Source organism: Gilliamella sp. LMG 34361 (assembly GCF_984569075.1).
Map to the genome: position 1 here is coordinate 1,074,661 of NZ_OZ474903.1, position 25,998 is coordinate 1,100,658.

Sequence of the window (25,998 nt, forward strand, 5' to 3'; positions counted from 1 at the left end):
AATGACATTTTTTCGACTTTATAAAATATTAACCGTATTTCGAGCTTATCGATTAGATAAACTATTACCAAAACACCGTTCCTCAAAATGGTTGCGAATATTGTTGTTTAGCTTTTTTTGGATTAGACCTAAAGCAAAGCAACAAGATATTGGTGAAAGGTTGCGTCAAGCCTTACAAGAACTAGGTCCTATTTGGATAAAGTTCGGTCAAATGGTCTCAACAAGGCGGGATATATTGCCAAAACATCTGGCTGATGCATTAGCTAAATTACAAGATCAAGTTGACCCGTTTGATGGCAAAATTGCTAGACAAATAATAGAGACAGCTTTAGGGTGCCCTGTTGATTATTATTTCTCAGATTTTAATGAGCAACCCTTAGCTTCTGCGTCCATTGCACAAGTGCATACTGCAACGTTAAAAAGTAGCCAAGCTCAAGTCGTAATCAAAGTGTTGCGGCCAAATATATTACCTATCATCAAATCAGACATTCGTTTGATGTATTGGGTTGCTAATCAATTTACTAAACGGATAAAATTTGGTGAAAAATTACGCGCTGTAGAAATTGTTAGTGATTATGAAAGTACGCTTTTAAAAGAATTGGATCTACTCAAAGAAGCTTATAACACCGCGCGTTTGCGGGATAATTTTATTCATAGCGAGATTCTTTATATTCCTTATGTTTATCAAGATCTCTGCCGTAAAAATATCCTAGTTGAGGAACGAATCTATGGTACACCGATCGCTAATATTGACGAACTAAAAAGAAGTAACGTCAACATGAAATTACTAGCCGAACGAGGTGTTCAAGCTTTCTTTACACAAGTATTTCGGGATAATTTCTTCCATGCCGATATGCACCCAGGTAATATCTTTGTGGATATAAGCGAACCACAGAATCCGCGTTATATTGGCATCGATTGCGCTATTGTTGGTATTTTAACTGAAGATGATCAACGCTATCTAGCTGAAAACTTTCTTGCCTTTTTTAACCAAGATTATCGAAAAATTGCGCAAATTTATATCACATCAGGTTGGGTTCCAGAAACCACTGACGCCGTGGCATTAGAAATGGCTATGCGTAATGTGTGCGAACCAGCATTTGCCAAACCATTAGGTGAGATCTCTTTTTCGCAAATTTTATTAGCGCTATTTCAAGTGGCTCGTCAATTTGAGATGGATATTCAACCTCAGTTAACCTTACTTGAAAAAACGTTATTTTATATAGAAGGATTAGGCCGTCAACTCTATCCTGAGCTCGACTTATGGCAAAGCGCTAAACCATTTTTAGAAAAATGGTATGAAGATAAATATAGTGCTAAAAAGTTACTACAACAAGTTTGGACATCTCTACCTGAATGGAAAAATCTTGTTGTTGAACTACCGGTAAAATTGCATGATCAGGCTCGGATGACTAAACAGATGCATATTCAACTAAAACAGATTAATCAAGAACTTCAATGTAGTAAAAGAAGTCAGCGTAGATTAATGTTTGTCGTTGGTCTGCTTAGCGTTTTATGTATTATTATGTTTGTTATGCATTGAATGAGTTATTTTTTGGAATATCACTGTTTAAGTGTATAATTTGACTATTTTAAGCTATTGGAGATAGTTATCATATGCCAAGTTTGCCCAAACTACTCATATTTGTAGCGGTTATCGTCCTATTATTTGGAACAAAAAAATTGCGTTCATTGGGTTCAGACCTTGGAGCTTCAATTAAAGGCTTCAAAAAAGCTATGAACGACGATGATGATAAAAAAGAGACAGATGATTCACAAAAAGTTGAACATCTTAACTCATCTGATGATAATCACGCCAATAAAGAGTAACCTGTGTTTGATATTAGCTTTGGTCAGCTACTCTTAGTTTTAATCATTGGGCTGGTGGTATTAGGACCAGAGCGTTTACCTATTGCAATCAAAACAGTTGCTAGCTGGATAAAAGTGCTTCGCCGTATGTCAGCAACAGTCCAGTTAGAATTAAATAAAGAGCTTAAACTGCAAGAGTTACAAGATAGCTTAAAAAAAGCAGAGCAAAGTGGTTTAAAGACGCTTACACCCGAAATCCAAGAATCCATTGATGAATTAAAACGAGTAACCGAATCACTACAAAAAGAGATTGATTCAGTCACTCAAATAGATACAACAATTCATTCAGATAAAGATAAATTATGACAGACGACGCAACGCAACCACTTATTGGTCATCTTGTAGAACTAAGAATGCGACTTTTACGATGCATTATCTGTATATTACTCGTATTAGCGTGTTTACTTTATTTTTCGAATAATATTTATCATATTGTTGCTAATCCGCTTATTAGTCAATTACCAAAGGGTAGCAGTATGATTGCAACTGACATTGCGGCACCTTTTTTTACTCCTATTAAACTGACCGCAGTTGTTTCAATATTTGTTTCGATTCCTTATATTTTGTATCAAGTATGGGGATTTATTGCCCCAGCACTATATCAGCATGAAAAACGTCTTATTATGCCGTTAATCATTTCAAGCACAGTACTTTTTTATATTGGCATTGCGTTTGCTTATTTTGCAGTATTTCCTCTCGCTTTTTACTTTTTTATTCATACGGCCCCTGTTGATGTTGCAATAAATACTGATATAACTAAGTATCTTGATTTTGTTATGACCCTATTTATTGTTTTTGGCTTTGCATTTGAAGTCCCGGTTGCAATTATCTTACTGTGCTGGACTGGTGTAACCACCCCTAAAAATTTACGTAAAAAAAGGCCTTATATAATTGTCGGTGTTTTTGCCGTGGCAATGTTTGTTACACCTCCTGACGTATTTTCTCAAATCTTATTAGCTGTACCTATCTGTTTATTATTTGAAATAGGGACGTTTTTTGCCCGTTTTTATCAACCTAGAAAAAAAATCCAACCAGACGATGAATGTGTTGGGGATTAATAATAAATTGATAAGTGATTTACTGAATAACAAGTAAAGGATATATGACCATAATGAAAACTTCACTTCCTGAGTTTACTCAAGCAAATGTTCTGGTTGTTGGCGATATCATGTTAGATCGCTATTGGTATGGAGGTACTAACCGTATATCACCAGAAGCACCAGTGCCAATTGTTAAAGTTGATGCTCTAGAAGAACGCGCTGGCGGTGCAGCCAATGTAGCTATGAATATAACCTCTTTGGGCGGTAGCGCAAGATTAATTGGTTTTACCGGTATTGATGAGCCAGCCAAAGTACTTGATGAACAACTGACTAAACGTAATGTCCATTGTGATTTTGTATCAGTCTCAACTCATCCAACAATTACCAAATTAAGAGTTTTATCTAGAAATCAACAACTCATTAGAATCGATTTTGAAGAGGGTTTTAATAGTGTTGATCATACACCTATTTTAGAACGTATTGAAAGTGCGCTTTCAACCTCTAAAGTATTAGTGTTATCTGATTATGCTAAAGGAGCCTTAACAGCTGTACAAGCAATGATTAAACAAGCTCAGAAAGCAAATGTACCAATATTGGTTGATCCGAAAGGTACTGATTTTGAGCGTTATCGTGGTGCAACACTATTGACGCCAAATATGTCTGAATTTGAAGCGGTTGTCGGTGTTTGTAAAACAGAGCAAGAGATTATCGAAAAGGGCTATCAACTAATTAAACAGTATGATCTCAAAGCTTTACTTGTCACTCGCAGCGAAAAAGGGATGACGTTATTACAGTTAGATAAGCCTGTTTATCATCTACCTACGCAAGCCAAAGAAGTATTTGATGTTACTGGCGCCGGTGATACGGTGATAGCGACCTTAGCTGCTTCATTAGCCGCAGGGCAATCTCTTGAAGAAAGCTGTTTTTTAGCTAATGCAGCTGCAGGTGTTGTGGTTGGCAAGTTAGGGACATCTACGGTATCTCAAGTTGAATTAAGTAACGCTATCCGTGCTCGTACTGATGATGGTTTCGGCGTAATGACTGAAAAGACATTAAAAGAAGAAATTAACAAAGCACGCCTTCGAGGTGAAAAAATTGTCATGACTAATGGCTGCTTTGACATCTTGCATGCTGGACATGTTTCCTATCTTGCTAATGCTCGCAAACTTGGTGATCGCTTAGTTGTTGCGGTAAATAGCGATGCCTCAGTAAAACAATTGAAAGGGCAATCCCGACCTATAAATTCATTAATGCAAAGAATGATTGTATTAGGCGCGTTAAATTCAGTAGATTGGGTCGTTCCTTTTGAAGAACAGACGCCACAACGATTAATTGCCAGTATTTTACCTGATGTATTAGTAAAAGGTGGTGATTATAAACCTGAAGATATCGCAGGTGGAAAAGAAGTTATTGAGGCCGGTGGAGTAGTTAAAGTCCTCAATTTTGAAGATGGTTGTTCCACAACTAACATCATTGATAAAATTAAACAACAATAAATAATATCTGGTAATAATTGGCTACTTATTTAAGTAGCCATGTATTTAACTAGATGATTACTCTTATTTAATTTTTTTCCATTATTTTTATCTTTGTTTTATCTCAATTAAGATTTATTTTAGTATCAATAAAGATCACATATTTAATGACTAATAAGGAATAAAATAATGAAACTAAAAATTACAGTGTTGTTAATGATATTAATGAGTGTCGCTTGTCATCGAGTACCTGTTCAAAAATATCTATATGAAGCAAATCTCCATGACCCAGAACTGATATTCACCACTGAAACTTATTATCCTACCTATTTTTCTTTAAACATTTATGATGGTAAAACTAGCAACTGCACTAATTTTCAAAGTCTTGGCTATGTATTTCCACATAAAATTGTACCATTTAATATTTATCCTAAATACGTTCCCTCAATTGAAACTAAATCTCCAGCCAATAAACTTGTTACGGTTATTGGCAAATCACGAGATGATAAAGTTTCTTGTACCACAAAATATCACCAATTTACCGCTGAATTGGGTAAAACATATAATATTTTATATAAACTTGAAGACAGAAAATGTTATCTTGAGATTACTGAAAAATTGAATTCTAAACCTGTCAATTTTCAGGCATTGAATGAATGTGTGAAATAATCATATTAAAAATATTAATATGATTATGTTAATGAATAAAACTATTCTCCAAAACTAATCAATAGGTAATAACTATCATTAAATTTCATAATTAGTACTTTTTTTATTTTTGGCTTTATGCAAAGCTATCAATCATCAATTGCTAATTTGTTTTAAGGATTTCTTATATGACTAAACACTATGACTATATTGCTATCGGTGGTGGCAGTGGTGGTATTGCCTCTATTAACCGTGCTGCATCATATGGTAAAAAGTGCGCTATTATTGAGGCTAAATTATTGGGCGGAACTTGTGTAAATGTTGGCTGTGTGCCGAAAAAAATCATGTGGTATGGTGCACAAATTGCCGAAGCGATTAACCACTATGGGCCTGATTATGGATTTGATACCACGATTAATCATTTTAATTGGGATAAACTCATTGCAAGCCGAACGGCTTACATTGATCGTGTTCATCAATCTTATGATCGGGTGTTAAACAATAATAATGTTGATGTGATCCATGGATATGCCAAATTTATTGATAGCAAAACGATTGATGTTAATGGCGAGCGCTTTAGTGCCGATCATATTCTTATTGCGGTCGGTGGTAAGCCAACTATTCCTAATATTCCCGGTGCACAATATGGTATTACTTCTGATGGGTTCTTTGAATTAAAAGCATTACCTAAACGAGTTGCAGTTGTTGGTGCAGGTTATATAGCTTGTGAAATTGCCAGTGTTTTACATTCATTAGGTGCCCAGACTCATCAATTTGTTCGACAAGGTACCCCATTACGTGCTTTCGATCCACTAATTGTTGAAACACTAATGGAAGTGATAACCAAGGATGGCCAACATTTGCACACCTTTGCTATTCCCTCTTCTGTCAGCAAAAATAGTGACGAATCATTAACATTAACATTAGAAAATGGCGAAAGCTATACTGTTGATTGTTTAATTTGGGCCATCGGTCGAGAGCCAGCAACCAAAGCAATGAACTTATCTGCGGCGGGTATTAAAGTTGATAGCAATGGATTTATTGTTGTTGATGAATATCAAAATACTAACGTACCAGGCATTTATTCGGTTGGCGATGATACTGGTGCGGCTGCATTAACGCCTGTTGCTGTGGCTGCAGGTCGTCGCTTATCTGAACGACTTTTCAATAATAAACCAAATGAACATTTAGATTACTCTAATATTCCAACTGTAGTATTTACTCATCCACCGATAGGTACGGTTGGTTTAAGTGAACCACAAGCTATATTGCAATATGGGCCTGAAAACGTAAAAGTGTATAAATCCACGTTTACGGCTATGTATACTGCCGTAACTTCTCATCGTCAACCATGCAAAATGAAATTAGTTTGTATTGGTGAACAAGAAAAGATAGTCGGTATTCATGGTATTGGTTATGGTATGGACGAGATTTTACAAGGTTTTGCCGTGGCATTAAAAATGGGGGCAACCAAACAAGACTTTGATAACACCATTGCCATACACCCAACAGCGGCAGAAGAGTTTGTTACAATGCGCTAATATTTGAGTTAATACATGAAAGGTTCATCACATCTTTAATTAAAAACAGGGTAATTGCCCTGTTTTTAATTAGTCTTTTAAGTCATTAATTTATTAATTATCAGCTCTATTTTGCCAGCCTTTCTGGGCTAAAGTTGAAAAACTAACTAAAACAGCAAGTAACGCGACAGCTGAAATATAAATACCTGCGCCCAGATAACTATATTCACCTAATATATGATCAGGACTTAATAAATAGATCGTTAAAGTAGGCGTGATTGCACTAAATAGCGCATAAGCCAAATTATAAGATAGCGATAATCCAGAATAACGAATGGCCGGTGGAAATGTTCTGGTACCGATAATTGGGGTCATGGCAATCGATCCAATAAATAAGCCAAATAGTGCCCAAATTGAATAAAGTTTCGTTAATGACATATCAGCGCTTAATGAACTGTAAAAATAGATGCTTACAACAGCTAAACCGCCCCAAGTTACGATGACTGTTTTGACTGTACCTAATTTATCATCTAACCAACCAGAAATAACACAGCCAATAGATAATGTTAAGGCTGCAATACATCCACCAATACGCCAATCAAGATTGGCGAAGTGATACATACCGCCCACAATACGACTAGGGGTAATTAAAATACCAACCATAATAGCGGTTGACAATGACCAAGTTAATAAAGCGACAATCAAACAAGCTGTTTTATGTTTTTTTAGAACGGTCACGACAGGAATACTCTTTTCTAATGCTTTACGTGCAGCTAATTCCTTGAAGATCGGCGTTTCAGATAAAAATTTACGTAAGTAGACCGAAATAACTCCAAAAATACCGCCTATAATAAAAGGAATACGCCAAGCATAATCTAAAATATTTTGACTAGTAAAATAGAGATCAACAATAATTGTGACGAAAAAACCAAGTAAAATACCACCGGTAATACCTGACGTTAACGTACCAACCCCCAAACCATAGCGTTGTTTGGGGGTGTGCTCTGCGATAAACACCCATGCGCCCGGCATTTCACCACCAATCGCCGCACCTTGCAACATACGCATCAATAACAATAATAATGGTGCTACAATGCCAATTGTCTCATAAGTAGGTAAAATACCGATGATAAAAGTAGGTAAAGCCATCATCGCTACACTTAACGTAAACATCTGTTTGCGACCAACTTTATCCCCAAAATGGGCCATAATAATTCCACCAACCGGGCGAACCAAATAGCCAGCAGCAAAAATACCCCAAGCAAATAAATCTAAGGTTAATGGCGATAAGGTATGCGGTAAAAACAGCGGTTTGACAATAGTATCAATATATAGCGCATAAATAACAAAGTCATAAAATTCAAGTGTTCCACCTAAAGATGACAATACTAGTGTTTTAAAATCCTTACTATTCAATGGTCTTGCGACCGGTTTCCATTCAGCATTAATTTCAAATTGACTCATGAAAAAACCTTATTTTTATAGTTAAATGAATATAGCCAGTAAAGAAAATGACTGTTGTTTGACTAAATCTTAATTTTGAAAAATCATTCTGCCATAAAAAATAGTATTTTTTTTAATCATAAAAAAATTTAATCAATAACAACGATATGTCTGTTTGATTTATAATCTGTATAAAAATGATATTAAATGATAATTCTATTTAATCATCGCGTATAATATTTTTAAAACATAAGGATGAAATAATAATGACAAAACGATGCAGTTGGGTCTCAAATGACCCGTTATATATTGATTATCATGATAATGAATGGGGTTATCCGCAATATGATAGCCTTAAATTATTTGAAAAAATTTGTCTTGAAGGACAACAAGCCGGATTATCTTGGATCACTGTACTAAAAAAACGAGACGAATATCGTCGATGTTTTTTTAATTTTGAACCGGAAAAAATTATCCAATTAACCGCAACTGATATAGAATTATTACTCGAAAATACAGGCTTAATTCGCAATCGCTTAAAGCTTAATAGCATCGTAAAAAATGCCCACGCTTACTTAGCTATGAAAAACAATAATGAGGACTTCTCGCAATTTATTTGGTCATTTGTTGATGGTAAACCCATCATCAATCATTATAAGGATATAAGTGAAGTTCCTGTTAGCACGGAAATATCTGATAAAATGTCAAAAGCATTGAAAAAGAAAGGATTTTCATTTGTTGGCACAACAATTTGTTATGCATTTATGCAATCGATGGGGTTAGTTAACGACCATTTCGAAGATTGTTTTAAAAAATAAGGGGAAAAATTAATGACAATTATGAATTTAATAAAATATTGCCTAATAGCACTATTAGTTTATTTTATCATTTGTAACGTTATTATTTTTATCTATGCTAAGCAAAAACCAGCTGCCAATGCTGATACGCTAGTCGTTTTAGGATCACAAGTGGTCGGTACTCCCGCTCAAGTCCCACCTACCTTACAAAATCGTTTAGATACTGCATTTGATTATTTGCAAAGTAACCCGAATACTAAAGTCGTTGTTTGTGGTGGACAAGGGAGCGATGAATCTGCCACCGAAGCGAGTGTGATGGCTGATTACCTAGTCAAAAAAGGAATCGATTCTTCAAGAGTGCATCTTGAAGATAGATCTAGGCGGACAGCTCAACAATTTGTTTACGCCAATCAAGTATTACCATTAGGCAAAACCGTTGTTGTGACCAACGACTTTCATATCCTTCGTTCCATCATGCTAGCTAAACGTTCTGGTATAAATGATATTTCTGGCTTATCTGCACCGATAGCTTATAACAATTTTGATAAATACTATGCGATGATAAGAGAGCCATTAGCCTTACTTAACTCATGGTTGTTTGACCATCCTTTAGATTATGTTGATAATTAACCGTTCTAATAGACAGTTCCCCTTTACAGATTTTTAATGATAGTCATGGTATGATTAATCATTACTATTTTTAATTGACAATTAATAAATATGAATTCAGACACAATAGTTGCGCAAGCTACACCACCCGGTCGAGGCGGAGTTGGCATATTGCGTATTTCTGGCCCTAAAGCACAAGAGGTTGCCAAAGCGGTGTTAGGTATTTTACCTAAACCTCGATATGCGCATTATTTGCCTTTTTTAGACGGTGATGGTACAACGTTAGATGAAGGTATCGCTTTGTTCTTCCCAAATCCACATTCGTTCACGGGTGAAGATGTACTTGAACTACAAGGCCACGGTGGTCCTGTTATCTTAGATTTACTCTTAAAACGGATTTTAGCAATTTCTGGGGTGCGCATCGCAAGACCGGGTGAATTTTCCGAGCGAGCTTTTTTAAATGATAAATTAGATCTTGCCCAAGCCGAAGCCATTGCTGATCTTATTGATGCAAGCTCAGAGCAAGCTGCTAAATCAGCCTTATCTTCTTTACAAGGGGTATTCTCTAAAAAGATTAACGATCTAGTTGAATCACTTATTCACCTACGTATTTTTACCGAAGCTGCTATTGATTTTCCCGAAGAAGAAATAGACTTTTTATCTGACGGTAAAATAGAAACTGAGCTTGACCAAGTCATTCAACGACTAAATGACGTTCGTCAAGAAGCCAAACAAGGTTCGTTACTACGTGAAGGAATGAAAGTAGTTATTGCTGGTCGACCTAATGCAGGTAAATCGAGTTTACTTAATGCGTTAGCAGGCCGTGACGCGGCTATTGTTACTGATATAGCCGGAACAACGCGTGATGTTTTGCGCGAACATATTCATATTGATGGTATGCCTTTACATATCATTGATACTGCAGGACTGCGTGAAGCTAGTGACGAAGTTGAACGAATTGGTATTGAACGAGCATGGCAAGAAATTGAGCAAGCGGATCGGGTATTATTTATGGTCGATAGCACAACAACTAATGAGACTAATCCTGAAAAACTCTGGCCAGAATTTATTGAACGCTTACCTAATAACATGCCAGTTACCGTTATTCGCAACAAAGCCGACTTAACTGGTGAACCATTAGGCTATAGTGAACAAAATGGCTATTGTCTTATCCAACTATCAGCACGAACTGGTAAAGGTATTACATTATTACGTGATCATCTTAAACAAGTTATGGGCTTTACTAGCAGTACAGAAGGTGGCTTTTTGGCTCGTCGTCGTCATTTGCAAGCACTTGAAAAAGCTGCTGAGCATTTAAATAATGGTAAATATCAGCTTACAACCTTTCATGCTGGCGAGCTGTTAGCGGAAGAATTGAGATTAGCGCAAGAAGCGCTAAGTGAAATTACCGGCGAATTTACATCTGATGATTTATTAGGCCGAATATTCAGCTCATTTTGTATTGGCAAGTAATCTAACCATACATTTTTCGAAAAATAGGGATAGATGTAAAAAGTGCTATCCCTACAGAGAACTTCAAAATTACAGTAAATCTACACTAACTTATTTATTTTTGCCGGCATTATTGGGCACCAAAATTAAAATTGAAATAAAACATAACAGACAAAATCCAACATTAATCCATAATCCGATTGCAGCGCCCGTTGCTACGCTTTGGCCACTAGCAATAATCGCTGCATAAGTGGATGCCGAAATGGCGATACCGAATGCACCGCCTAATGAGCTTGCCATTTTATATATCCCTGATGCAATACCAACTTTATCTTCTGGAGCATTGGATATTGCCGTATCGATTGATGGCGTTGCATAAAAACCTAAGCCAAGACCAAATAAAATATAGCCCCCCAACACTGAAACAATATAATGCGTATCTGGTAAAAAAGTTAGCGTCATCAACGCAATTCCTGAGCCAGTAATTAATGGCCCGAGTAACATCGGTTTTTTCGCGCCGACTTTTTGTAAGATCTTTTCACCTACTCGAATCATACATAAAACCGAAACTAAATAACCAATGGTCAATAATCCATTTTCGAAAGAGGTAAAACCGCGTCCTTGTTGGGTATAAGTACTGGCAACAATTAACGTACCAGCAACAGAATTGAGCAGAAAGTTAGATAAGGTAGCACCACGATAAGGGACGTTCTTAAATAGTGAAAAATCTATAAATGCGCCATTCGCTTTACGATTTTCAATAACAAAAAATAAAATCAGAAAAAACAAGCATATCGTAGCGAGTGATAATGTCGTTACACTAGTCCAACCAAAAGTAGATCCTTTGGTGATGACAAGGTTTAACGTTACCAAAGTAATAACAAAAACAAATAGCCCAGCATAATCAAATTTGGGCAAGCTTGATGGATCGTCAATTTTAGTTTCTGGTGTCCCTTTCAATAATAGCATACCTAACAGAGCACAAACGATAGAGATAATAAAAATCCATTGCCAACCTAAATAAGTTGCTATCGCACCACCGGCAAGCACACAAGTACCTGAACCGCCCCAAGAACCAATCGACCAAAAGCTCAATGCACGCTGGCGGTCTTTGCCCTCATAATAGGTTTTCACTAAGGCTAAAGTTGATGGCATAATACAGGCAGCAGATAGGCCTTGGATAATACGACCAGTAATAAACAGCACTTCACCTTGCGCGCAGATCAAACAAAGACAACCAATAATACTTAAAATAAAACCAAAATAGGTAAAACGAACTCGTCCAAAGCGATCAGCAAGTCCGCCAGCAACCACAATAAAACAGCCAGAAAATAGGGCGGTTAAACTCACCGCTAAATTAAACGATGCTGGCGTAATACCGACAGCGTGCTGAATAGCTGGCCCGACATTGACGATTGATTGAGCAAAAAGCCAAAAAGTAATAACGCCTAAAACAATGCCTAATGTTAACCTATTATGACCTTTAAACAATTTCGCTCCTGAAATTTTGGTATTTGACATATTTAAATTTGACATAGATGCGCGTTATCCTTATTTACTTAAATAGGTTTCAGTTAATGCAACCCAATATGACGCCGCTGTAACAATACAATTATCATTAAAATCATAACCTGGATTATGGACATTACAATAATCTGGTTCATCGCCATTGCCGATAATCATGTAACAGCCATTTGGGTTGCTTTCTAACATAAAAGCAAAATCTTCACTGCCCATAAACGGATGGCAATTATCATGAACGCGATCTTTACCTACTAATTTTTCGGCAACGCCGAAAGCAAATTTTGTTGCATCTACACCATTATGTAAAACAGGGCTACCATTGACATGCTCAATTTTAACTGATGCCCCAAAACTCTCTGCCTGAGCAGTGGCAATTTCGGTAATACGTTTAAGTAATAACGTTCGGGCATTATTATCTAATGCTCTAACGGTTAACTTCATAATTGCATCGCTATTAACTACATTCGGCGCTTCACCAGACTCAATACAACCAATTGTGATAACAGCTTGTTCAAAAGGTGAAACATTGCGAGAAACGATACTTTGCAACGCGGTGCCGATATAACAGGCAACAAGGGTGGCATCAATTCCTCGTTCAGGCATAGCCCCATGAGCCCCTTTTCCTTTTATATTGATATGAATGGTATCGGATGAAGCCATAAGCGCACCAGATCTGAAATAAAAATGGCCTTCCTTGAATCCTGGCATATTGTGAATACCGAAAATAACATCACAAGGAAATTTCTTAAATAAACCATCATCAACCATCACTTTTCCACCATATAATAACTCTTCTGCTGGTTGGAAAATGACATGCAACGTACCATCAAAATTACGGGTTTTGGCAAGATATTTCGCTGCACACAGTAAAATAGTGGTGTGTCCATCATGACCACAACCGTGGAATTTGCCATGGATTTTACTACTCCAAGGTTTACCTGATGCCTCAACAATTGGTAAAGCATCCATATCAGCCCTAATACCAATCTTTTTATGACTAGTACCATTTTTCAAAACACCAACCACCCCTGTTTTTGCTAAACCACGGTGAACTTCATAGCCCCACTCAGCCAATTTACTTGCAACTAAATCGCTGGTTTTATTCTCTTCAAAACCTAATTCAGGATGTTGATGAATTTGATGGCGAATATCAATAAACTCTTGTTCTGTTTTGCTAATCGTTTCCATAATATGCTGCATTTTAGGCTCCTAATTAACCTGAATATCGTTTATGAAAAAAATAAAAAAAGAAGGGAACTACTCATCTAAGCGAAGATCAAATTGAAAAAATCCAAACAACTTAATCACCAAAACCACGTAGATGCACAAATATACAATAACCTCTAATTTTGTATATGTCGATAATTTCTATTAATCAATTATTAATGAAATTGGTAGAAAGCGAGTTTCAACAGTTAAATAGTGAAGTAATTGATTGGAACAACATCTTATCTGGTAAAGTTGAAAGTGATTTAGATAAAACTAAGCTAACTTTATTTGACCTATTTAGCCAATATTTTAAATCGTTTTATAAATGCGTTGAATTTGCCCTCAATGAATTTAAAGATTCGGAGATTTATTATCCTATAATGATTAGCATAACTACAAAATCTGATTACTTAACTTATGGTGAAATCCCGTTACCGGTTTTTGACGACTTAAAGGATGACGATAAACCAATTTGGTGGACAAAAAAGTTCCTAAAACATTGGAATAAGAACTTTTTAGCAGATCCACACAGCTCAACAACATCCAATGAGAACAATAAAACAAATAGAAAATACTTATCATTACTATTTTTGTGTATAGCAATGCCTTTAATGTTGTTTTTTACTATTTTAATAATGAGCTTAGTGTTTTCAATTTTATTTTATTTTAAAATAAATGAATTTGTAATTGACATTAAAGATATATATTTAGCTTGCAAAATAGCTTCTTTGGGTATCCCAGCCGGTATCTGGTATTTAGAATGTTGTCGTTTAGGAATTAAGATCTTTGGTAAATAATTAAGAACCCAGCCTAAAAACTGGGATTGTTTATATTTGCGATCAAAAATGGTATTTTTAATGAATGAGTGAAATCAAATAGAAACCATAAAAACATAAAAATGAACGCGATTTGTTTTCAGATTTCCAACAAAATCCATTGCATTACAAAAAAACTGAGGCATAAATGAGAAATCAAAACATACGGCGATAATAGAAAATAAGCATCTTGGTAGATTAAAGGAGAATTATCGACTCCACATTCTACAACCTAGAGGTGTGAATTTTTTGTGGTTAAATAGCCATTTACTCTATAGGTACAGTATTATAATATTAAATCTAAAGATGAAATAATCAATACAACTATAAGGAAATTTTATGTTAAAAAAATGCTGCCTTTTACTTACTGCTCTATTTTTTATTCCAATTTGTTTTGCTAACAGTTTATCTGAAAAAAACGCTAAAACATTTGAACTAGCTGGAGTTAAGCTAGGAATGACAGAATCTGAATTGATACAACTGTTTAAAAATAAATATCAACTTGCTGATACTGACATTACTATCGAAGAACAAAAAATGAAATTACCACCATCAGAACTAGGGAAACAATCTACAATCATTGGCACGCTAAAAACTTACAAAGTAACGTTAGATCCGAATAAGTCTGTGGCATTAAATGTTAGACTGGAAGAGGATCTCATGCATGATCCTGTTCAAATGGTTGTCTTTGGTGTCGCTAAAACGATACCCTATTCTAGTGAAGCAGAACAACATGAGTATGAAGCACTAGTCAAAAAATATGGTAAAGAACAATCCAAAAACTCTATGGGTGATGAAATGTGGAAATTCACCGTGGATGATGTGAATGGTAGTAACAATACTTTATTTTTCTCTTCATCAATAAATGAGAAGATCAGCATATCATTTGTTACCGATCAATATCGCAAACAAAAGATAAAATAGCATTTTTTTTTATAATTACGCTATTTTATTTTGATCGGTAAAGTATTTTTGTTTTGAGTTTTCTTTAAAATATCGAGATAAATAAAAAGTTGCGGGAAATACACTAACTCTTACTCTTAAAATGAATTAGCCTAGCTTACCTAGTATTCTAAATGGCAAAGCTAGGTCAATTAGTCTTATAAATTTCTATAAATCAAGCATAATTCGATTTTGGAAAAAGTTGAAGCTATGGCAAATGATGGCGCATTGTTTATTATCAAACTTGATAGTCAAAGTAATGAACCCCATTTAACCCAGCTGTTAAAACGGGTGCGGCTCAGCTTTGGTCAAATAAAGAGAAAGTAAACCATGTTAAACAACAACAGAGGGTAAGATAAGATTTATACCCGTAGAGGCTTTATCCACAAACCCATCACATAACGGTCTTAATAGTGAGTATCTTGATAAATGTGGTAACGAATAGGTAAAGAGCGAATCTCGTACAGCTGTTCAAGCTTTTGAATGGGATGGTCAGTTTTCATCTAAAGATGGATCGCAAATTGGTTTGGTAAGTCTTGATGGTTCACATTTAAACGTATCTTTAGTTAGAAAATAACACATAAATAGTTGAGATTGCTATGATAAATAAAATTGATTTTTATCCAGAAGTTGAAGTTATTCCTACTACCAAGTATTAACAATATTCTTGAAGAAAAGGTGTAATTATAGTGAGGAAGATGATATTTTATATGGTTATGCAGTATTATTGTATGATAAAGATACAATAGATTGTTTTGATATAGAAGATCTTATTCTTACAGCTAAAAAGTTTAAACGCGAAGATTTTTATTGAGTTATCGCATGATCTTGGCTTACTCGGCGTATTATATATGAAAAGTTGGTAAAGCTAACGATTGATATTTAATTATTTTATCAATCTTCTCAGTATTTAGGGAGATAAATAATTTAGTTTGGTTATTAAATGAAATATTATGCAAAATTAATATCTATAAATGAAAATGTTGAAGAAGAAGTTATTTTCGCTTTTGGAGAATATAACATTTGTTGTTTTGTTAATTTTTCTTCCGTACCGCTTCGCGTGGGAAATATTTATTTAGTAGAACTTGGTTTATGGTTTAACGATGATATGCAAATTGAAGCATCGAAAGATAAATATTTTTTTATTAAAAGAGAAGGAGAAACATTTGAACATATTATAAATGGTTATTTATTTGAAGATAAATTAATATTATCAAATTTGATCTTTCAAGATGAATCATTCTATGATTTTTCTTATTTTGAGAATGATTTTATTACACTTAGATCTGATAGAATGACTGTATCAATCATTGATTAATAGTAAAACTAAAAAAGATAACTCTGTCTTATAAATAAAGTGATCACGATTGAGAAAAAACGTCTTTGTTTAAAGTAGCGAGGTAGATTTAATCCATTAATAGAGAAAAATACATAATAGAATATATTGCATCACGAAGTAATTTAATATTAATAGTAAAAATTTGGATTATATTATAATTACACCATTTCAACCACATTATAACTGCCCATACCCTATTGATTTAGTGTGACAAAATACTTATTAGACCTCGCTAACGCAATAATTTAAAACAACTCAATAGGATTAAATAAATTCTGTCCAAGAACAGAATCTAATAAAAGAACGATCCGGATAATATCTAATGGATATAAGGTTTCAAATGGAGCAGATACAGTAACATAATGCCTAAAACAGCTTTTACCGACTTTTGCCTACATTATAACCTGTTTATTAATGCTCAAACACAATATAATGGTATAGACTCCTCAATTATTTTTACAGAAAAACTTGACTAAACCAAAATAATCAAACAATTAGAGTTTTTTTCAGCATATGATATTATGTCGGCAATAACACTGACTTAAAAAGTATAGTGATTGCCTTCGAAACCGAAAAACTTACTATGAAAAAAATATATTTACTAAGAACAACATCAGAAAGTACTTGCATATTTATTCAAAATTATCCTAATGGTGAACAAGGCATTATGGGAAGGGCGATGGATCAACGCTGGAAACCATTTGGTAACGACTATCAGCCCATTAGACTTGAATTAGGGCGAAGTGATTCGGGTAAGAAGAATTATCAGTTTGATTTCAGCGGTTTTTTGGGGCCATTTTTAGTGTTTAGTGAATCAGCATTAACGGCACTGGCAGATATTTTAGAGCCACGCGGGCAGTTGTTACCGGTTATCACGGAGAGTAAACGTAAACAGTTCTTTGGTTATTATCCTACCAATCCGTTATCCGGTTGTTTTGACAAGGAAAAATCAGTCTATGATGAATGGCCAAATGGTTTAATGATCAGAAAACTATTTTTAATTGCCCAAAATATTACCGATGAATATTTATTCTCCATTGAAGAAGATATCAGCTTTGTCTTTGTGACAGATAAATTTAAACAACGCGTTGAAGACGCTAACTTATTGGGGTTTGATTTTTCTACTGAAATATCAACATTATAAATAAAACCACCCAAAAGCGCCAACAGATACCCATGGTATTATAATCAATACCGATACTAAGCGCCTGATAATATAAATGACGCTAATTATTCAACGAGAAAAATAGGTGTTATTAAAGTGCTGAAGACAAAAAAATGGTCTTCGTCAAGCAAATTAAAACTCAACTGGGTATATAAGATTATTATGAAAAAAATATATTTATTGAAATCAACATCAAAAAATACTGGCTTATTTATTCAAGATTATCCTAAGGGCGAAGAAAGCATTATGGGAAGGGCGATGGATCAACGCTGGAAACCATTTGGTAACGACTATCAGCCGATTAAACTTGAATTAGGACGAAGTGATTCGGGTAAAAAGAATTATCAGTTTGATTTCAGCGGTTTTTTGGGGCCATTTTTAGTGTTTAGTGAATCAGCATTAACGGCACTGGCAGATATTTTAGAGCCACGCGGGCAGTTGTTACCGGTTATCACGGAGAGTAAACGTAAACAGTTCTTTGGTTATTATCCTACCAATCCGTTATCCGGTTGTTTTGACAAGGAAAAATCAATCTATGAAGAATGGCCAAATGGTTTAAAGATCGAGAAAACATTTTTAATTGCCAAAAATATTACCGATGACTATTTATTCTCGATTGAAGAATCTATTAGCCGTGTCTTTGTGACAGATAAATTTAAACAACGCGTTGAAGACGCTAACTTATTGGGGTTTGATTTTTCTACTGAAATATCAATATTATAAATAAAATAGCTCAAAAGTAACGCTAACACACTCCAATAATATTATAATTGCCAGCTTTACTATGTCCTTTACACCATCATTATATTAGCCAAGACTATTGGATTAACTGGCGACGAAAAAGCCTATAGTTATGTTGTTAATCCAATAATTGAGAACGATCGTTTCGGGCTGAATAAAATATGTCCAGTAGAAGTAGCAATGAGGAATGCATGATATTTAAGTAAGCTAGAGCAAGGTGGCACATTAAATGTTGGTGCAGGAAATAAGCCAATTGAAGGTGCTTATAATATTTATATCAATAGCATGTAGGAGATGCCCATAACTTGTCAAGTTTAACAACAGTTTCTCAAAGAGTCATATCTATTAAAGGTTATTTTCATTCAAATGGTGAAACACTTAATAATCCAACGATTATAAACATGCATTTATTGGAAAATAGTTAAGGAAATTAATATTGAATATAAACTAGATATAACTCAATTGGATTTTATTTTTGAAGAATCGGATATTATAATTCAAACAATAGATCTTCAAAACTATATTAAACAGCATAAAGTTGAATTTATTAACAAATATCAAGAATTAATTGTAAAAATTAAAAATAGAGATATTAGTAAGTTAAATTTGAATAATATTTCTTCTAATTTCTTGCAATATGATTTTTCGAAAAATTATTTTATAAGTAATGCGAAAAAAATATTGCATTTAAAAATTATAATAAATTTATCAAATAATTATAGATCAAGGTAAATTAATTAAAGAAGATGCTTAATAAGCGCGGTGTCAATCCTTCTTGATGAAAAAGGCAATTTAATAACAGCAACGCCAGGGAGTATAAAGAAACATGAAAGATTATGAATCAAAAGAAAAAATATTAGATGATTTTAGGGAATTAGAAGAAAACCATATTTTCCCTTTTTTAAGAGAAGAGTTTGGTGTCATTCATACAGCTTATCTTTTATATAATGCTATAGATCAAGGTGTAGATATTTATGCTTACCTTGTAAATAGTAAAAGTGTTATTGAATTTGATGTATCAATCAAAGATAACAGTATCATTAAAAATGAAATTATAACTGTTGAAGAATACGCAAAAAGTATACAAGGTAAAGGAAAAGACAATTTGGCCTCTCGTAATAGATTAAAAGCTCTTTTAAAAAAATCTATTAGCTAATAGATGAGGAATTAAACTTTTTAAATCCCCTCCTATCAGGGGAATCTTGTTTTAGCTCTTAACTCACCCTCTCCCCAAATATTTAAGTGAGCCAGAACACGGGGGCACATTAAATATTAATGCAGGATTAAATCCAATAGAAGGCGCATATAATATCTATCTCCCCGCTCATTCAATGGCAGCGAGGGTACATTCTGGAGATGTCAATAACTTGAAAAATATAGCAGATCGCTCACAAAATAAAATTATTATGGATAATCCTTTTGGATATTATCCTTTGAATGATGAAGTACTTCGGGTTTTAAGTGATGAAGGAACCATAATTATTCGTGGAGTCGATGGCAAAATAAATAAATATATGAAAAATTTAGAAGCAATAGCTGAAACAGCAGGATTGAATTTGACGAATAAGCAAAGAATTCTTAGCAAAGGATATTTACATACCAATGGAACAACACCTATTAAATCTGAATTTATAGATAAATATGAGTTTAAAAGAAAATCAGAGTAATATTATGAAATATAAAATAGATCTAACTAATTGGTATTGTATTGATTTTGATGGTTTAAGTGGGATAAAAAGTTACTCATCTTTACCAATTATAGAAAAAGAGACTTCAACCTTTCGAATGCGTTTAGAAAATGTATCGATAACTATGGATGAAGACATATGTCGAAACCAGATATTATCTGTTAACCCGAAAAGTATCATTAATATTGATGAAGATTTAATCATATTAGCTAAAAAAGCCTTACTTATTATTGAAAATATTCGCTGCTACGACTTAAGAGTTATCCATAATAATCATGATTATTATCACTCATCTGGCTTAAAGTTTAATATAAAAGACCGATTTGTAGAATGTGGTGGTAAAGATACACAACATTTAGATTCAGATATTTTTAGTCAAGTGATCTTTAATGGTAAAGTTTTTTTAGAACTGGAAGAAGAGAATATCCTACCATTTATCATTGGATGTGATGATTTGGTGGGTGGTTATGAAGGTATAACCAAAATAAATCACCAAAAAGAATCAGAAGTAGCAATGAAGAATAAATCTTTAGATATTAGTAGGTTTAATAATATTAAGTCACCAATATGGGATTTTGACTTTTTAATAGAGTATTTTTCTAGTCGTGATGGTTATAGTGAAGCTGTTAAAAGTTTTCCTCTGACTAACGGCTAGTCATAAGTAAAGTTAAATGAATAAAAAAGTTATTCCTTGAAGATAGTACAGCAATCTGACAAAGCTGCAAATTAGAATACAACTATAATTTTAACTAATTTAGAAAAACTATAAATAATATAATGAAATATAGAATAGATCAAACCGATAGTTATCGGTATTGTATTGATTTTGATGGATGGGGTGGAGTGGAATGTTACGTATCTTTACCTATTATAGAAAAAGAGACCTCAACCTTCCGAATGCATTTAGAAAATGTTTCGATAAATATGGATGAAGACATATGCCGAGATCAGATATTATCCGTTAACCCAAAAAGTATCATTAATATTGATAAGGATTTAACCATATTAGTTAAAAAAGCCTTACTTACTATTGAAAATATTCGCTGCTACGACTTAAAAATTATGCATAATAATCGTGATTATTATCACTCATCCGGTTTAAAGTTTAATATAAAAGACCGCTTTATGGTATGCGGTGGTAGAGATATAGAACATTTAGATTCAGATATTGTTGGTCGAGCAATTTTTAATGGTAACGTTTTTTTAGAACTGGAAGAAGAGAGTATCCTGCCATTAATGATTGGATGTGATGATTTGGTAGGTGGTTATGAAGGTATAACCGAAATAAATCATCAAAAAAAATCAGAAGTGGCAATGAAGAATAAATCTTTAGAGATTAGTAGGTTTAATAATATTGAGTCACCAATATGGGATTTTGACTTTTTGATAAAGTATTTCCCTAATCATGGTGGCTATAGAGAAGCCATCAAAAGTTATCCTCAAACTAACAATAAGTCAGAAACAAATATAAATGAATAAAAAAGTTATGCCTTGAAAATAGTATGGCAATCTGACAGAGTTGCAAATGAGAATAAAGTTATCATCCTAACTAATTAAAAAAGTCATAAATAATATTATGAAATATAAAATTGATCTAACTGATAGTTATGCGCGTTGTCTTGATTTTGATGGATGGAGTGGCATGGAATGTTACGCGTCTTTACCTATTATAGAAACAGACACATCAACCCTTAGAATGCATTTAGAAAATATACCGATAAACATGTATGATGAAATCTGGCGAGATCAGATATTGTCTGTTAATCCTAAAAGTATCATTAATATTGGTAAGGATTTAATCATATTAGTTAAACAAGCCTTACTTACTATTGAAAATATTCGCTGCTACGACTTAAAAGTTATGCATAATAATCAAGACTACTATTACTCATCCGGCTTAAAGTTTAATATAAAAGATCGCCGTATGGTATGTGGTGGTAAAGATATAGAACATTTAGATTCAAATATTTATGGTAAGGTTATATTTAATGGTAACGTTTTTTTAGAACTGGAAGAAGAGAATATCCTACCGTTTATCATTGGATGTGATGATTTGGTGGGTGGTTAGGAAGGTATAATCAAAATAAATCACCAAAAAGAATCAGAAGTGGCAATGAAGAATAAATCTTTAGAGATTAGTAGGTTTAATAATATAAAGTCACCAAGATGGGATTTTGACTTTTTAATGGAGTATTTTTCTGATTGTGATGGCTATGACGAAGCTATTAAAAGTTATCCTCCGACTAACAATTCATCAGAGATAGAGTTAAATGAATAAAAAAATGGTTGAACCATACAATACGAACCTAATCTAACAGTCTCAGGAATAACAATGTTTGGCGAAAATGAGTTCCTTATTGGTAAGGAAGCATTTAAGCCTCAAGTTGAATTGCAAAAAACAATACTACATGAATTACACCGCTTAAATACATCATCTTCGGCAAGTGGTGTATCCAGCTTTTTAGCTGCAAAGAAGACGAAAGCAGCTTTCGATTTTGCAGAAAAAGCATCTAGTGTTTTGGGGGCGTAAATAATAAATGTGAGTAATAAAACAGTTATGGGATGGATTGAAGCAGTAAAAAGAATTGCTACTGACCCAAGCGTAAAAGTAATTTGTCCTGTTTGTCAAAAAGTTTATTTGAAAGTAAGGGATATTCCAAATGAAAATAATCCTTCTGAAGTTCAGCGCCAGATGTTATGTGATAAATGTGGAGCATTTAACGCACTTCGATTAACTAAATAGCCTTTAGATCGTGACAATCAGGGATCTTTTTATCTCTTCCGCTGCTAAATCTCATGGTTTTAATCACATTATAGATAATTATGCAGGTCAAGCTACAAACTTGAACAATGGGGCAACACTACATCAATTAGAAGGAAGCCTGAATGGTGTTTCTGGTAGATTTGAATGGATAGTAGATCCTAAGTTAGGAGGTGTAAGCCATCGTGTGTTTGTACCAAATGGAACAATTAATGGAATCTCATCTAAGCCATGATAAATAAAATATTTAATGAACTTGAAAAGTTCAAAATAGTTGATTGGGGAGTGCTCTATTTAGGCTGTAAAGGCCTCCCTATAGGCACATTATCACCAAATAATGTTAGTGATTTTGCATGCGAACAGCTAGCTATTATAGAGTTGAATGATGCTTCTTTTATATCCGTTTCTGAATTGTGTTTTTGTACAGAAATGAACGGTGAGGTTATTGATATGATTAGTAACCTCTGTGATTTGAATAGTGTTGATTTAACTCTTTCAAAGAAAAAATGGGTTGTATTTGCCCTAAAAGAATTTATGAATTATTTACCAGAAGATAGTTTGTATGGGTTATTGGAGCTAAACAATTTTTGGAATGAGTGGGGTGAATCCAATAATAGTCCAAATATAATTCAAGGTGTTAATAATATCATGACGCCGAATGAGTACTATTGTGATGAAAACTATCTAAAATTCATATCAAATCATAATTTATGGATAAAAAAAGAATTAAATGAATTAGGAATTTAATTTAGACCCCTTCTAACTAGCGGGGTCTTGTTTTACTTTTTAGATCTGCATAGCAAATAGTAAGATCCTTATCTAAAAACTTTGAGGATCTTATTTTGACATCTATGCCAGTATCTTCTACGAGCTTGAAAAAATAGGGATTGCAGTGAATTCAGTGGCAGCAAAAGAATTACCTAACATGTCGACCCAAACCGGAAAATGGATGGATACTAATACCCGATTTAAGGTTGAAGGTGGACAAATGACAACCCAGCTTGGACAAGGTAAAGGAATCGAGATTTTTAATAAAAATATTGTTCATTTTGAAAAGGTTCAATAAGAGGAAAGAATTATGCTATTAAAGTTAGAAAACACAAAAGTACCCATGAAATTAGTATATCTTCTTTCCGAAGAGTTAAAGGCTGATCCTGAATATGTTTCTCTTACTCAAGCTTTAACACTGGATCGATCAAGGCCTTATGTCGGATTGAATGGGACTTATGGCCTTTTTGGATCACAAGAATGGTGGGATAGTATCAACCGAGGGAAAATGCCCTTGTTATTCTTGTCTGGGATAATAAAAAGAGCTTATGTAACAGGGCAAGATCCTTCGGATTTTAATAATACTATTGATCTATTACTTGATGATGGAACTATCCAATCTATTGGTATTTATACTAATCAAGAAGAAGACTCAGATTTTTTTAAAGAGGGGCATATAACAAGTATCGTCTATGCTCTTGATGAACTTAAACCAGAGGCAATGCTCAATTTTGGTCAAAAATATAATCAAATTGCTTTAGAAATGGCCGTTTCATTAGAACCTGTTAAATAAAAATTAGTAGTTCTTATAAAGTCTGAACAAAATAAGATCCTAGTGCTTTAAACTAGGATCCTCTTTTTATCTGTTCTTAGATCTACTTTGCAAGTTCGATAATTAACTTGCCTTCTTTAGCGATGATTGTAACCACTTGGCCAGTGGTAAAGGCGAGCTGCTCAAGCCAGCGTCCTTTAATGGTGAGTTGAGGTTGGGGTTGGGTTTTATGCCTTGGGGCGTGTAACCAATGGTGTAAAATCGTTCGGTGGGTTGCGGTGCCAGAGCTTTGCAAGTGCCTGATTTTAGCTTAGACTGTGCCTTAGCTGGGAAGGGGACGAGCACTGTAAAAGGTAATGATATTTTGCCTAATTACAAAGTTAGTGATTTATCAAAAATTGATGATAAGGCATTAAATGTTTCCAAAATCAGAGGGCAATTAGGGGCATATGTAAAAGGGAATAAAGTAGATAATATTTCTATCGCCACAGGTTCCATTATTGTAAATGGTAAAACTGAATATGTATTGGCTGTAAGTGGTAAATCCTGGAAAGGGAATGCTCCAACTTCTGTTAATATTAATGGCGTAAATTACAAAGTCATTGTTGAAGACTCGCAAAGCATCCGTAATTATCCGTCATCAGCAACACAAACTAACCTTAACCATGCTGAACATAAATTAATGAGTTATGCTAAAGATAACTATGCAGGGCAAAAAGTGGATATTAAAGTATCAGTTGAAAATACTTCAAAAACAAAACCTGGCATGTGTAATGGTTGTAATGGTTTAGGAGTTAAGTTTGCTGAAGAAATGAGCGAAAATGCCAATATACATATGTATCAAGGAACAACAGGAAAAAGGCCATGATTAATGAAAAACTAATAACCTATTTACATTCAGTGTATCCTGAATTACCTATTGATACTAACTTTATTAAAAGCTATTCAGATGACGAACTAGCTAAGATAGAACGCCTTTATGATATTAAGATTAGAGGACAACTCTACCATTTTTTATCCTGTATGGGGCGTTGTAGTGGTGGATTTTTTGGTGATGATCCCTTGATGTTTTATCGACAAAATAACACTGTACGTTCTCATGTTCTTTTTCAATATTCTTTTTGTGAAGATCTATGTGCATTACAACAATGGGAATTAGTTAAACAAAAACCGTTTGCATTTTCATTTGAATCTGAAACCCAGTATTTCTTTTTGTTAACTGATTCAGATAACCCAAATTTGGTTTATCACTATGATGAAAATGAAGAAACGATAAAACAGACAAATAAAACTTTTTATGAGTATTTAAGACATTCAGTAAATACTGACACTCGACATTATATACAAAATATGACATTTGATTATTCTGGTGAATTAATCAATATCTAAAACCTAAGATCCCAATTTTAAACTGGGATCTT

At 34.0% G+C, this 25,998-nt stretch carries 32 protein-coding genes and 2 pseudogenes; 30 read left to right on the forward strand and 4 right to left on the reverse strand.

Annotation, left to right across the window (positions count from 1 at the left end; genetic code table 11):
* The first annotated feature begins 1 nt into the window (after position 1).
* The 7 genes and pseudogenes from ubiB to gorA all read left to right on the forward strand — a co-directional run bounded on the left by ubiB (position 2) and on the right by gorA (position 6,573).
* Positions 2–1,543 carry a ubiquinone biosynthesis regulatory protein kinase UbiB gene (gene ubiB, locus AC5LXI_RS05020; RefSeq protein WP_493443795.1) on the forward strand — a complete coding sequence of 514 codons (1,542 nt, stop codon included), beginning with the start codon at positions 2–4 and terminating at the stop codon, positions 1,541–1,543.
* A gap of 74 nt (positions 1,544–1,617) precedes the next feature.
* Complete coding sequence (gene tatA, locus AC5LXI_RS05025) at positions 1,618–1,830, forward strand: twin-arginine translocase TatA/TatE family subunit (protein WP_493443796.1); 213 nt, start codon at positions 1,618–1,620, stop codon at positions 1,828–1,830.
* 3 nt (positions 1,831–1,833) lie between these two features.
* Positions 1,834–2,157, forward strand: a pseudogene (tatB, locus tag AC5LXI_RS05030) (Sec-independent protein translocase protein TatB); the annotation flags it as partial.
* Positions 2,158–2,171: 14 nt separating this feature from the next.
* Positions 2,172–2,927, forward strand: a complete 756-nt coding sequence (tatC, locus tag AC5LXI_RS05035; RefSeq protein ID WP_493443797.1) for a twin-arginine translocase subunit TatC — start codon at positions 2,172–2,174, stop codon at positions 2,925–2,927.
* Between the two features lie 53 nt (positions 2,928–2,980).
* Positions 2,981–4,405: a bifunctional D-glycero-beta-D-manno-heptose-7-phosphate kinase/D-glycero-beta-D-manno-heptose 1-phosphate adenylyltransferase HldE gene (hldE, locus tag AC5LXI_RS05040; RefSeq protein ID WP_493443798.1), complete on the forward strand. Its 1,425-nt coding sequence runs from the start codon at positions 2,981–2,983 to the stop codon at positions 4,403–4,405.
* Between the two features lie 168 nt (positions 4,406–4,573).
* Positions 4,574–5,053, forward strand: a complete 480-nt coding sequence (locus AC5LXI_RS05045) for a hypothetical protein (protein WP_493443799.1) — start codon at positions 4,574–4,576, stop codon at positions 5,051–5,053.
* Between the two features lie 167 nt (positions 5,054–5,220).
* Positions 5,221–6,573, forward strand: coding sequence for a glutathione-disulfide reductase (gene gorA, locus AC5LXI_RS05050; protein ID WP_493443800.1), 1,353 nt, complete (start codon positions 5,221–5,223; stop codon positions 6,571–6,573).
* Between the two features lie 93 nt (positions 6,574–6,666).
* On the opposite strand, the gene AC5LXI_RS05055 is transcribed toward gorA, so the two are convergent.
* Positions 6,667–8,016, reverse strand: coding sequence for an MFS transporter (locus tag AC5LXI_RS05055; RefSeq protein WP_493443801.1), 1,350 nt, complete (start codon positions 8,014–8,016; stop codon positions 6,667–6,669).
* A gap of 245 nt (positions 8,017–8,261) precedes the next feature.
* On the opposite strand from AC5LXI_RS05055, the gene AC5LXI_RS05060 reads away from it, so the two are divergent.
* The 3 genes from AC5LXI_RS05060 to mnmE all read left to right on the forward strand — a co-directional run bounded on the left by AC5LXI_RS05060 (position 8,262) and on the right by mnmE (position 10,874).
* A complete protein-coding gene (locus tag AC5LXI_RS05060) occupies positions 8,262–8,813 on the forward strand; it encodes a DNA-3-methyladenine glycosylase I (RefSeq protein ID WP_493443802.1) in 552 nt (183 codons plus the stop codon).
* A gap of 12 nt (positions 8,814–8,825) precedes the next feature.
* Positions 8,826–9,422: a YdcF family protein gene (locus tag AC5LXI_RS05065; protein ID WP_493443803.1), complete on the forward strand. Its 597-nt coding sequence runs from the start codon at positions 8,826–8,828 to the stop codon at positions 9,420–9,422.
* Between the two features lie 90 nt (positions 9,423–9,512).
* Positions 9,513–10,874: a tRNA uridine-5-carboxymethylaminomethyl(34) synthesis GTPase MnmE gene (gene mnmE, locus AC5LXI_RS05070; protein ID WP_493443804.1), complete on the forward strand. Its 1,362-nt coding sequence runs from the start codon at positions 9,513–9,515 to the stop codon at positions 10,872–10,874.
* 90 nt (positions 10,875–10,964) lie between these two features.
* On the opposite strand, the gene AC5LXI_RS05075 is transcribed toward mnmE, so the two are convergent.
* Both AC5LXI_RS05075 and AC5LXI_RS05080 read right to left on the reverse strand, forming a co-directional pair.
* Entirely contained in the window at positions 10,965–12,389 is a 1,425-nt protein-coding gene (locus tag AC5LXI_RS05075; protein WP_493443805.1) for an MFS transporter, read from the reverse strand.
* 15 nt (positions 12,390–12,404) lie between these two features.
* Positions 12,405–13,577 (reverse strand): M20 aminoacylase family protein, encoded by a 1,173-nt coding sequence (locus tag AC5LXI_RS05080; RefSeq protein ID WP_493443806.1) that lies wholly within the window; start codon positions 13,575–13,577, stop codon positions 12,405–12,407.
* Positions 13,578–13,762: 185 nt separating this feature from the next.
* On the opposite strand from AC5LXI_RS05080, the gene AC5LXI_RS05085 reads away from it, so the two are divergent.
* The 18 genes and pseudogenes from AC5LXI_RS05085 (at position 13,763) to AC5LXI_RS05170 (ending at position 24,598) form a co-directional block, all read left to right on the forward strand.
* The gene (locus AC5LXI_RS05085; protein ID WP_493443807.1) at positions 13,763–14,383 is read left to right on the forward strand and encodes a hypothetical protein; all 621 of its coding nucleotides are present in this window, start codon (positions 13,763–13,765) and stop codon (positions 14,381–14,383) included.
* 357 nt (positions 14,384–14,740) lie between these two features.
* Positions 14,741–15,325 (forward strand): hypothetical protein, encoded by a 585-nt coding sequence (locus AC5LXI_RS05090; protein WP_493443808.1) that lies wholly within the window; start codon positions 14,741–14,743, stop codon positions 15,323–15,325.
* Between the two features lie 210 nt (positions 15,326–15,535).
* Positions 15,536–15,670, forward strand: a complete 135-nt coding sequence (locus tag AC5LXI_RS05095) for a hypothetical protein (RefSeq protein ID WP_493443809.1) — start codon at positions 15,536–15,538, stop codon at positions 15,668–15,670.
* Between the two features lie 133 nt (positions 15,671–15,803).
* Positions 15,804–15,920: pseudogene (locus tag AC5LXI_RS05100) on the forward strand (polymorphic toxin type 17 domain-containing protein); the annotation flags it as partial.
* 366 nt (positions 15,921–16,286) lie between these two features.
* Complete coding sequence (locus AC5LXI_RS05105) at positions 16,287–16,661, forward strand: UCP019853 family protein (protein ID WP_493443810.1); 375 nt, start codon at positions 16,287–16,289, stop codon at positions 16,659–16,661.
* A gap of 604 nt (positions 16,662–17,265) precedes the next feature.
* A complete protein-coding gene (locus AC5LXI_RS05110; protein ID WP_493443811.1) occupies positions 17,266–17,826 on the forward strand; it encodes a hypothetical protein in 561 nt (186 codons plus the stop codon).
* 183 nt (positions 17,827–18,009) lie between these two features.
* A complete protein-coding gene (locus tag AC5LXI_RS05115) occupies positions 18,010–18,570 on the forward strand; it encodes a hypothetical protein (RefSeq protein WP_493443812.1) in 561 nt (186 codons plus the stop codon).
* A gap of 844 nt (positions 18,571–19,414) precedes the next feature.
* Positions 19,415–19,744: a hypothetical protein gene (locus tag AC5LXI_RS05120; protein ID WP_411638092.1), complete on the forward strand. Its 330-nt coding sequence runs from the start codon at positions 19,415–19,417 to the stop codon at positions 19,742–19,744.
* 211 nt (positions 19,745–19,955) lie between these two features.
* A complete protein-coding gene (locus AC5LXI_RS05125) occupies positions 19,956–20,255 on the forward strand; it encodes a hypothetical protein (RefSeq protein ID WP_493443813.1) in 300 nt (99 codons plus the stop codon).
* 4 nt (positions 20,256–20,259) lie between these two features.
* Positions 20,260–20,931: a hypothetical protein gene (locus tag AC5LXI_RS05130; RefSeq protein ID WP_493443814.1), complete on the forward strand. Its 672-nt coding sequence runs from the start codon at positions 20,260–20,262 to the stop codon at positions 20,929–20,931.
* 122 nt (positions 20,932–21,053) lie between these two features.
* The gene (locus AC5LXI_RS05135) at positions 21,054–21,755 is read left to right on the forward strand and encodes a hypothetical protein (protein ID WP_493443815.1); all 702 of its coding nucleotides are present in this window, start codon (positions 21,054–21,056) and stop codon (positions 21,753–21,755) included.
* A 97-nt stretch (positions 21,756–21,852) separates the two neighbouring features.
* On the forward strand, positions 21,853–22,344 hold the full coding sequence (locus AC5LXI_RS05140; protein ID WP_493443816.1) for a hypothetical protein: 492 nt from the start codon (positions 21,853–21,855) through the stop codon (positions 22,342–22,344).
* A 45-nt stretch (positions 22,345–22,389) separates the two neighbouring features.
* The gene (locus AC5LXI_RS05145) at positions 22,390–22,554 is read left to right on the forward strand and encodes a hypothetical protein (RefSeq protein ID WP_493443817.1); all 165 of its coding nucleotides are present in this window, start codon (positions 22,390–22,392) and stop codon (positions 22,552–22,554) included.
* Positions 22,555–22,608: 54 nt separating this feature from the next.
* Positions 22,609–22,806, forward strand: coding sequence for a hypothetical protein (locus AC5LXI_RS05150; protein WP_493443818.1), 198 nt, complete (start codon positions 22,609–22,611; stop codon positions 22,804–22,806).
* A gap of 9 nt (positions 22,807–22,815) precedes the next feature.
* Positions 22,816–23,019 carry a hypothetical protein gene (locus tag AC5LXI_RS05155; RefSeq protein ID WP_493443819.1) on the forward strand — a complete coding sequence of 68 codons (204 nt, stop codon included), beginning with the start codon at positions 22,816–22,818 and terminating at the stop codon, positions 23,017–23,019.
* 249 nt (positions 23,020–23,268) lie between these two features.
* On the forward strand, positions 23,269–23,784 hold the full coding sequence (locus AC5LXI_RS05160; RefSeq protein WP_493443820.1) for a DUF2247 family protein: 516 nt from the start codon (positions 23,269–23,271) through the stop codon (positions 23,782–23,784).
* 112 nt (positions 23,785–23,896) lie between these two features.
* Complete coding sequence (locus AC5LXI_RS05165) at positions 23,897–24,103, forward strand: hypothetical protein (RefSeq protein ID WP_493444258.1); 207 nt, start codon at positions 23,897–23,899, stop codon at positions 24,101–24,103.
* A 12-nt stretch (positions 24,104–24,115) separates the two neighbouring features.
* Positions 24,116–24,598 carry an immunity protein RhsI2 family protein gene (locus AC5LXI_RS05170; RefSeq protein ID WP_110432326.1) on the forward strand — a complete coding sequence of 161 codons (483 nt, stop codon included), beginning with the start codon at positions 24,116–24,118 and terminating at the stop codon, positions 24,596–24,598.
* Between the two features lie 82 nt (positions 24,599–24,680).
* On the opposite strand, the gene AC5LXI_RS05175 is transcribed toward AC5LXI_RS05170, so the two are convergent.
* A complete protein-coding gene (locus AC5LXI_RS05175) occupies positions 24,681–24,872 on the reverse strand; it encodes a SymE family type I addiction module toxin (RefSeq protein ID WP_493443821.1) in 192 nt (63 codons plus the stop codon).
* Between AC5LXI_RS05175 and AC5LXI_RS05180 the strand changes: the two genes are divergently transcribed.
* Entirely contained in the window at positions 24,873–25,445 is a 573-nt protein-coding gene (locus AC5LXI_RS05180) for a hypothetical protein (protein ID WP_493443822.1), read from the forward strand. It abuts the gene before it with no gap.
* Positions 25,442–25,966: an SMI1/KNR4 family protein gene (locus AC5LXI_RS05185; protein ID WP_493443823.1), complete on the forward strand. Its 525-nt coding sequence runs from the start codon at positions 25,442–25,444 to the stop codon at positions 25,964–25,966. Before AC5LXI_RS05180 ends, AC5LXI_RS05185 begins: the two co-directional genes overlap by 4 nt.
* Positions 25,967–25,998: the final 32 nt, after the last annotated feature.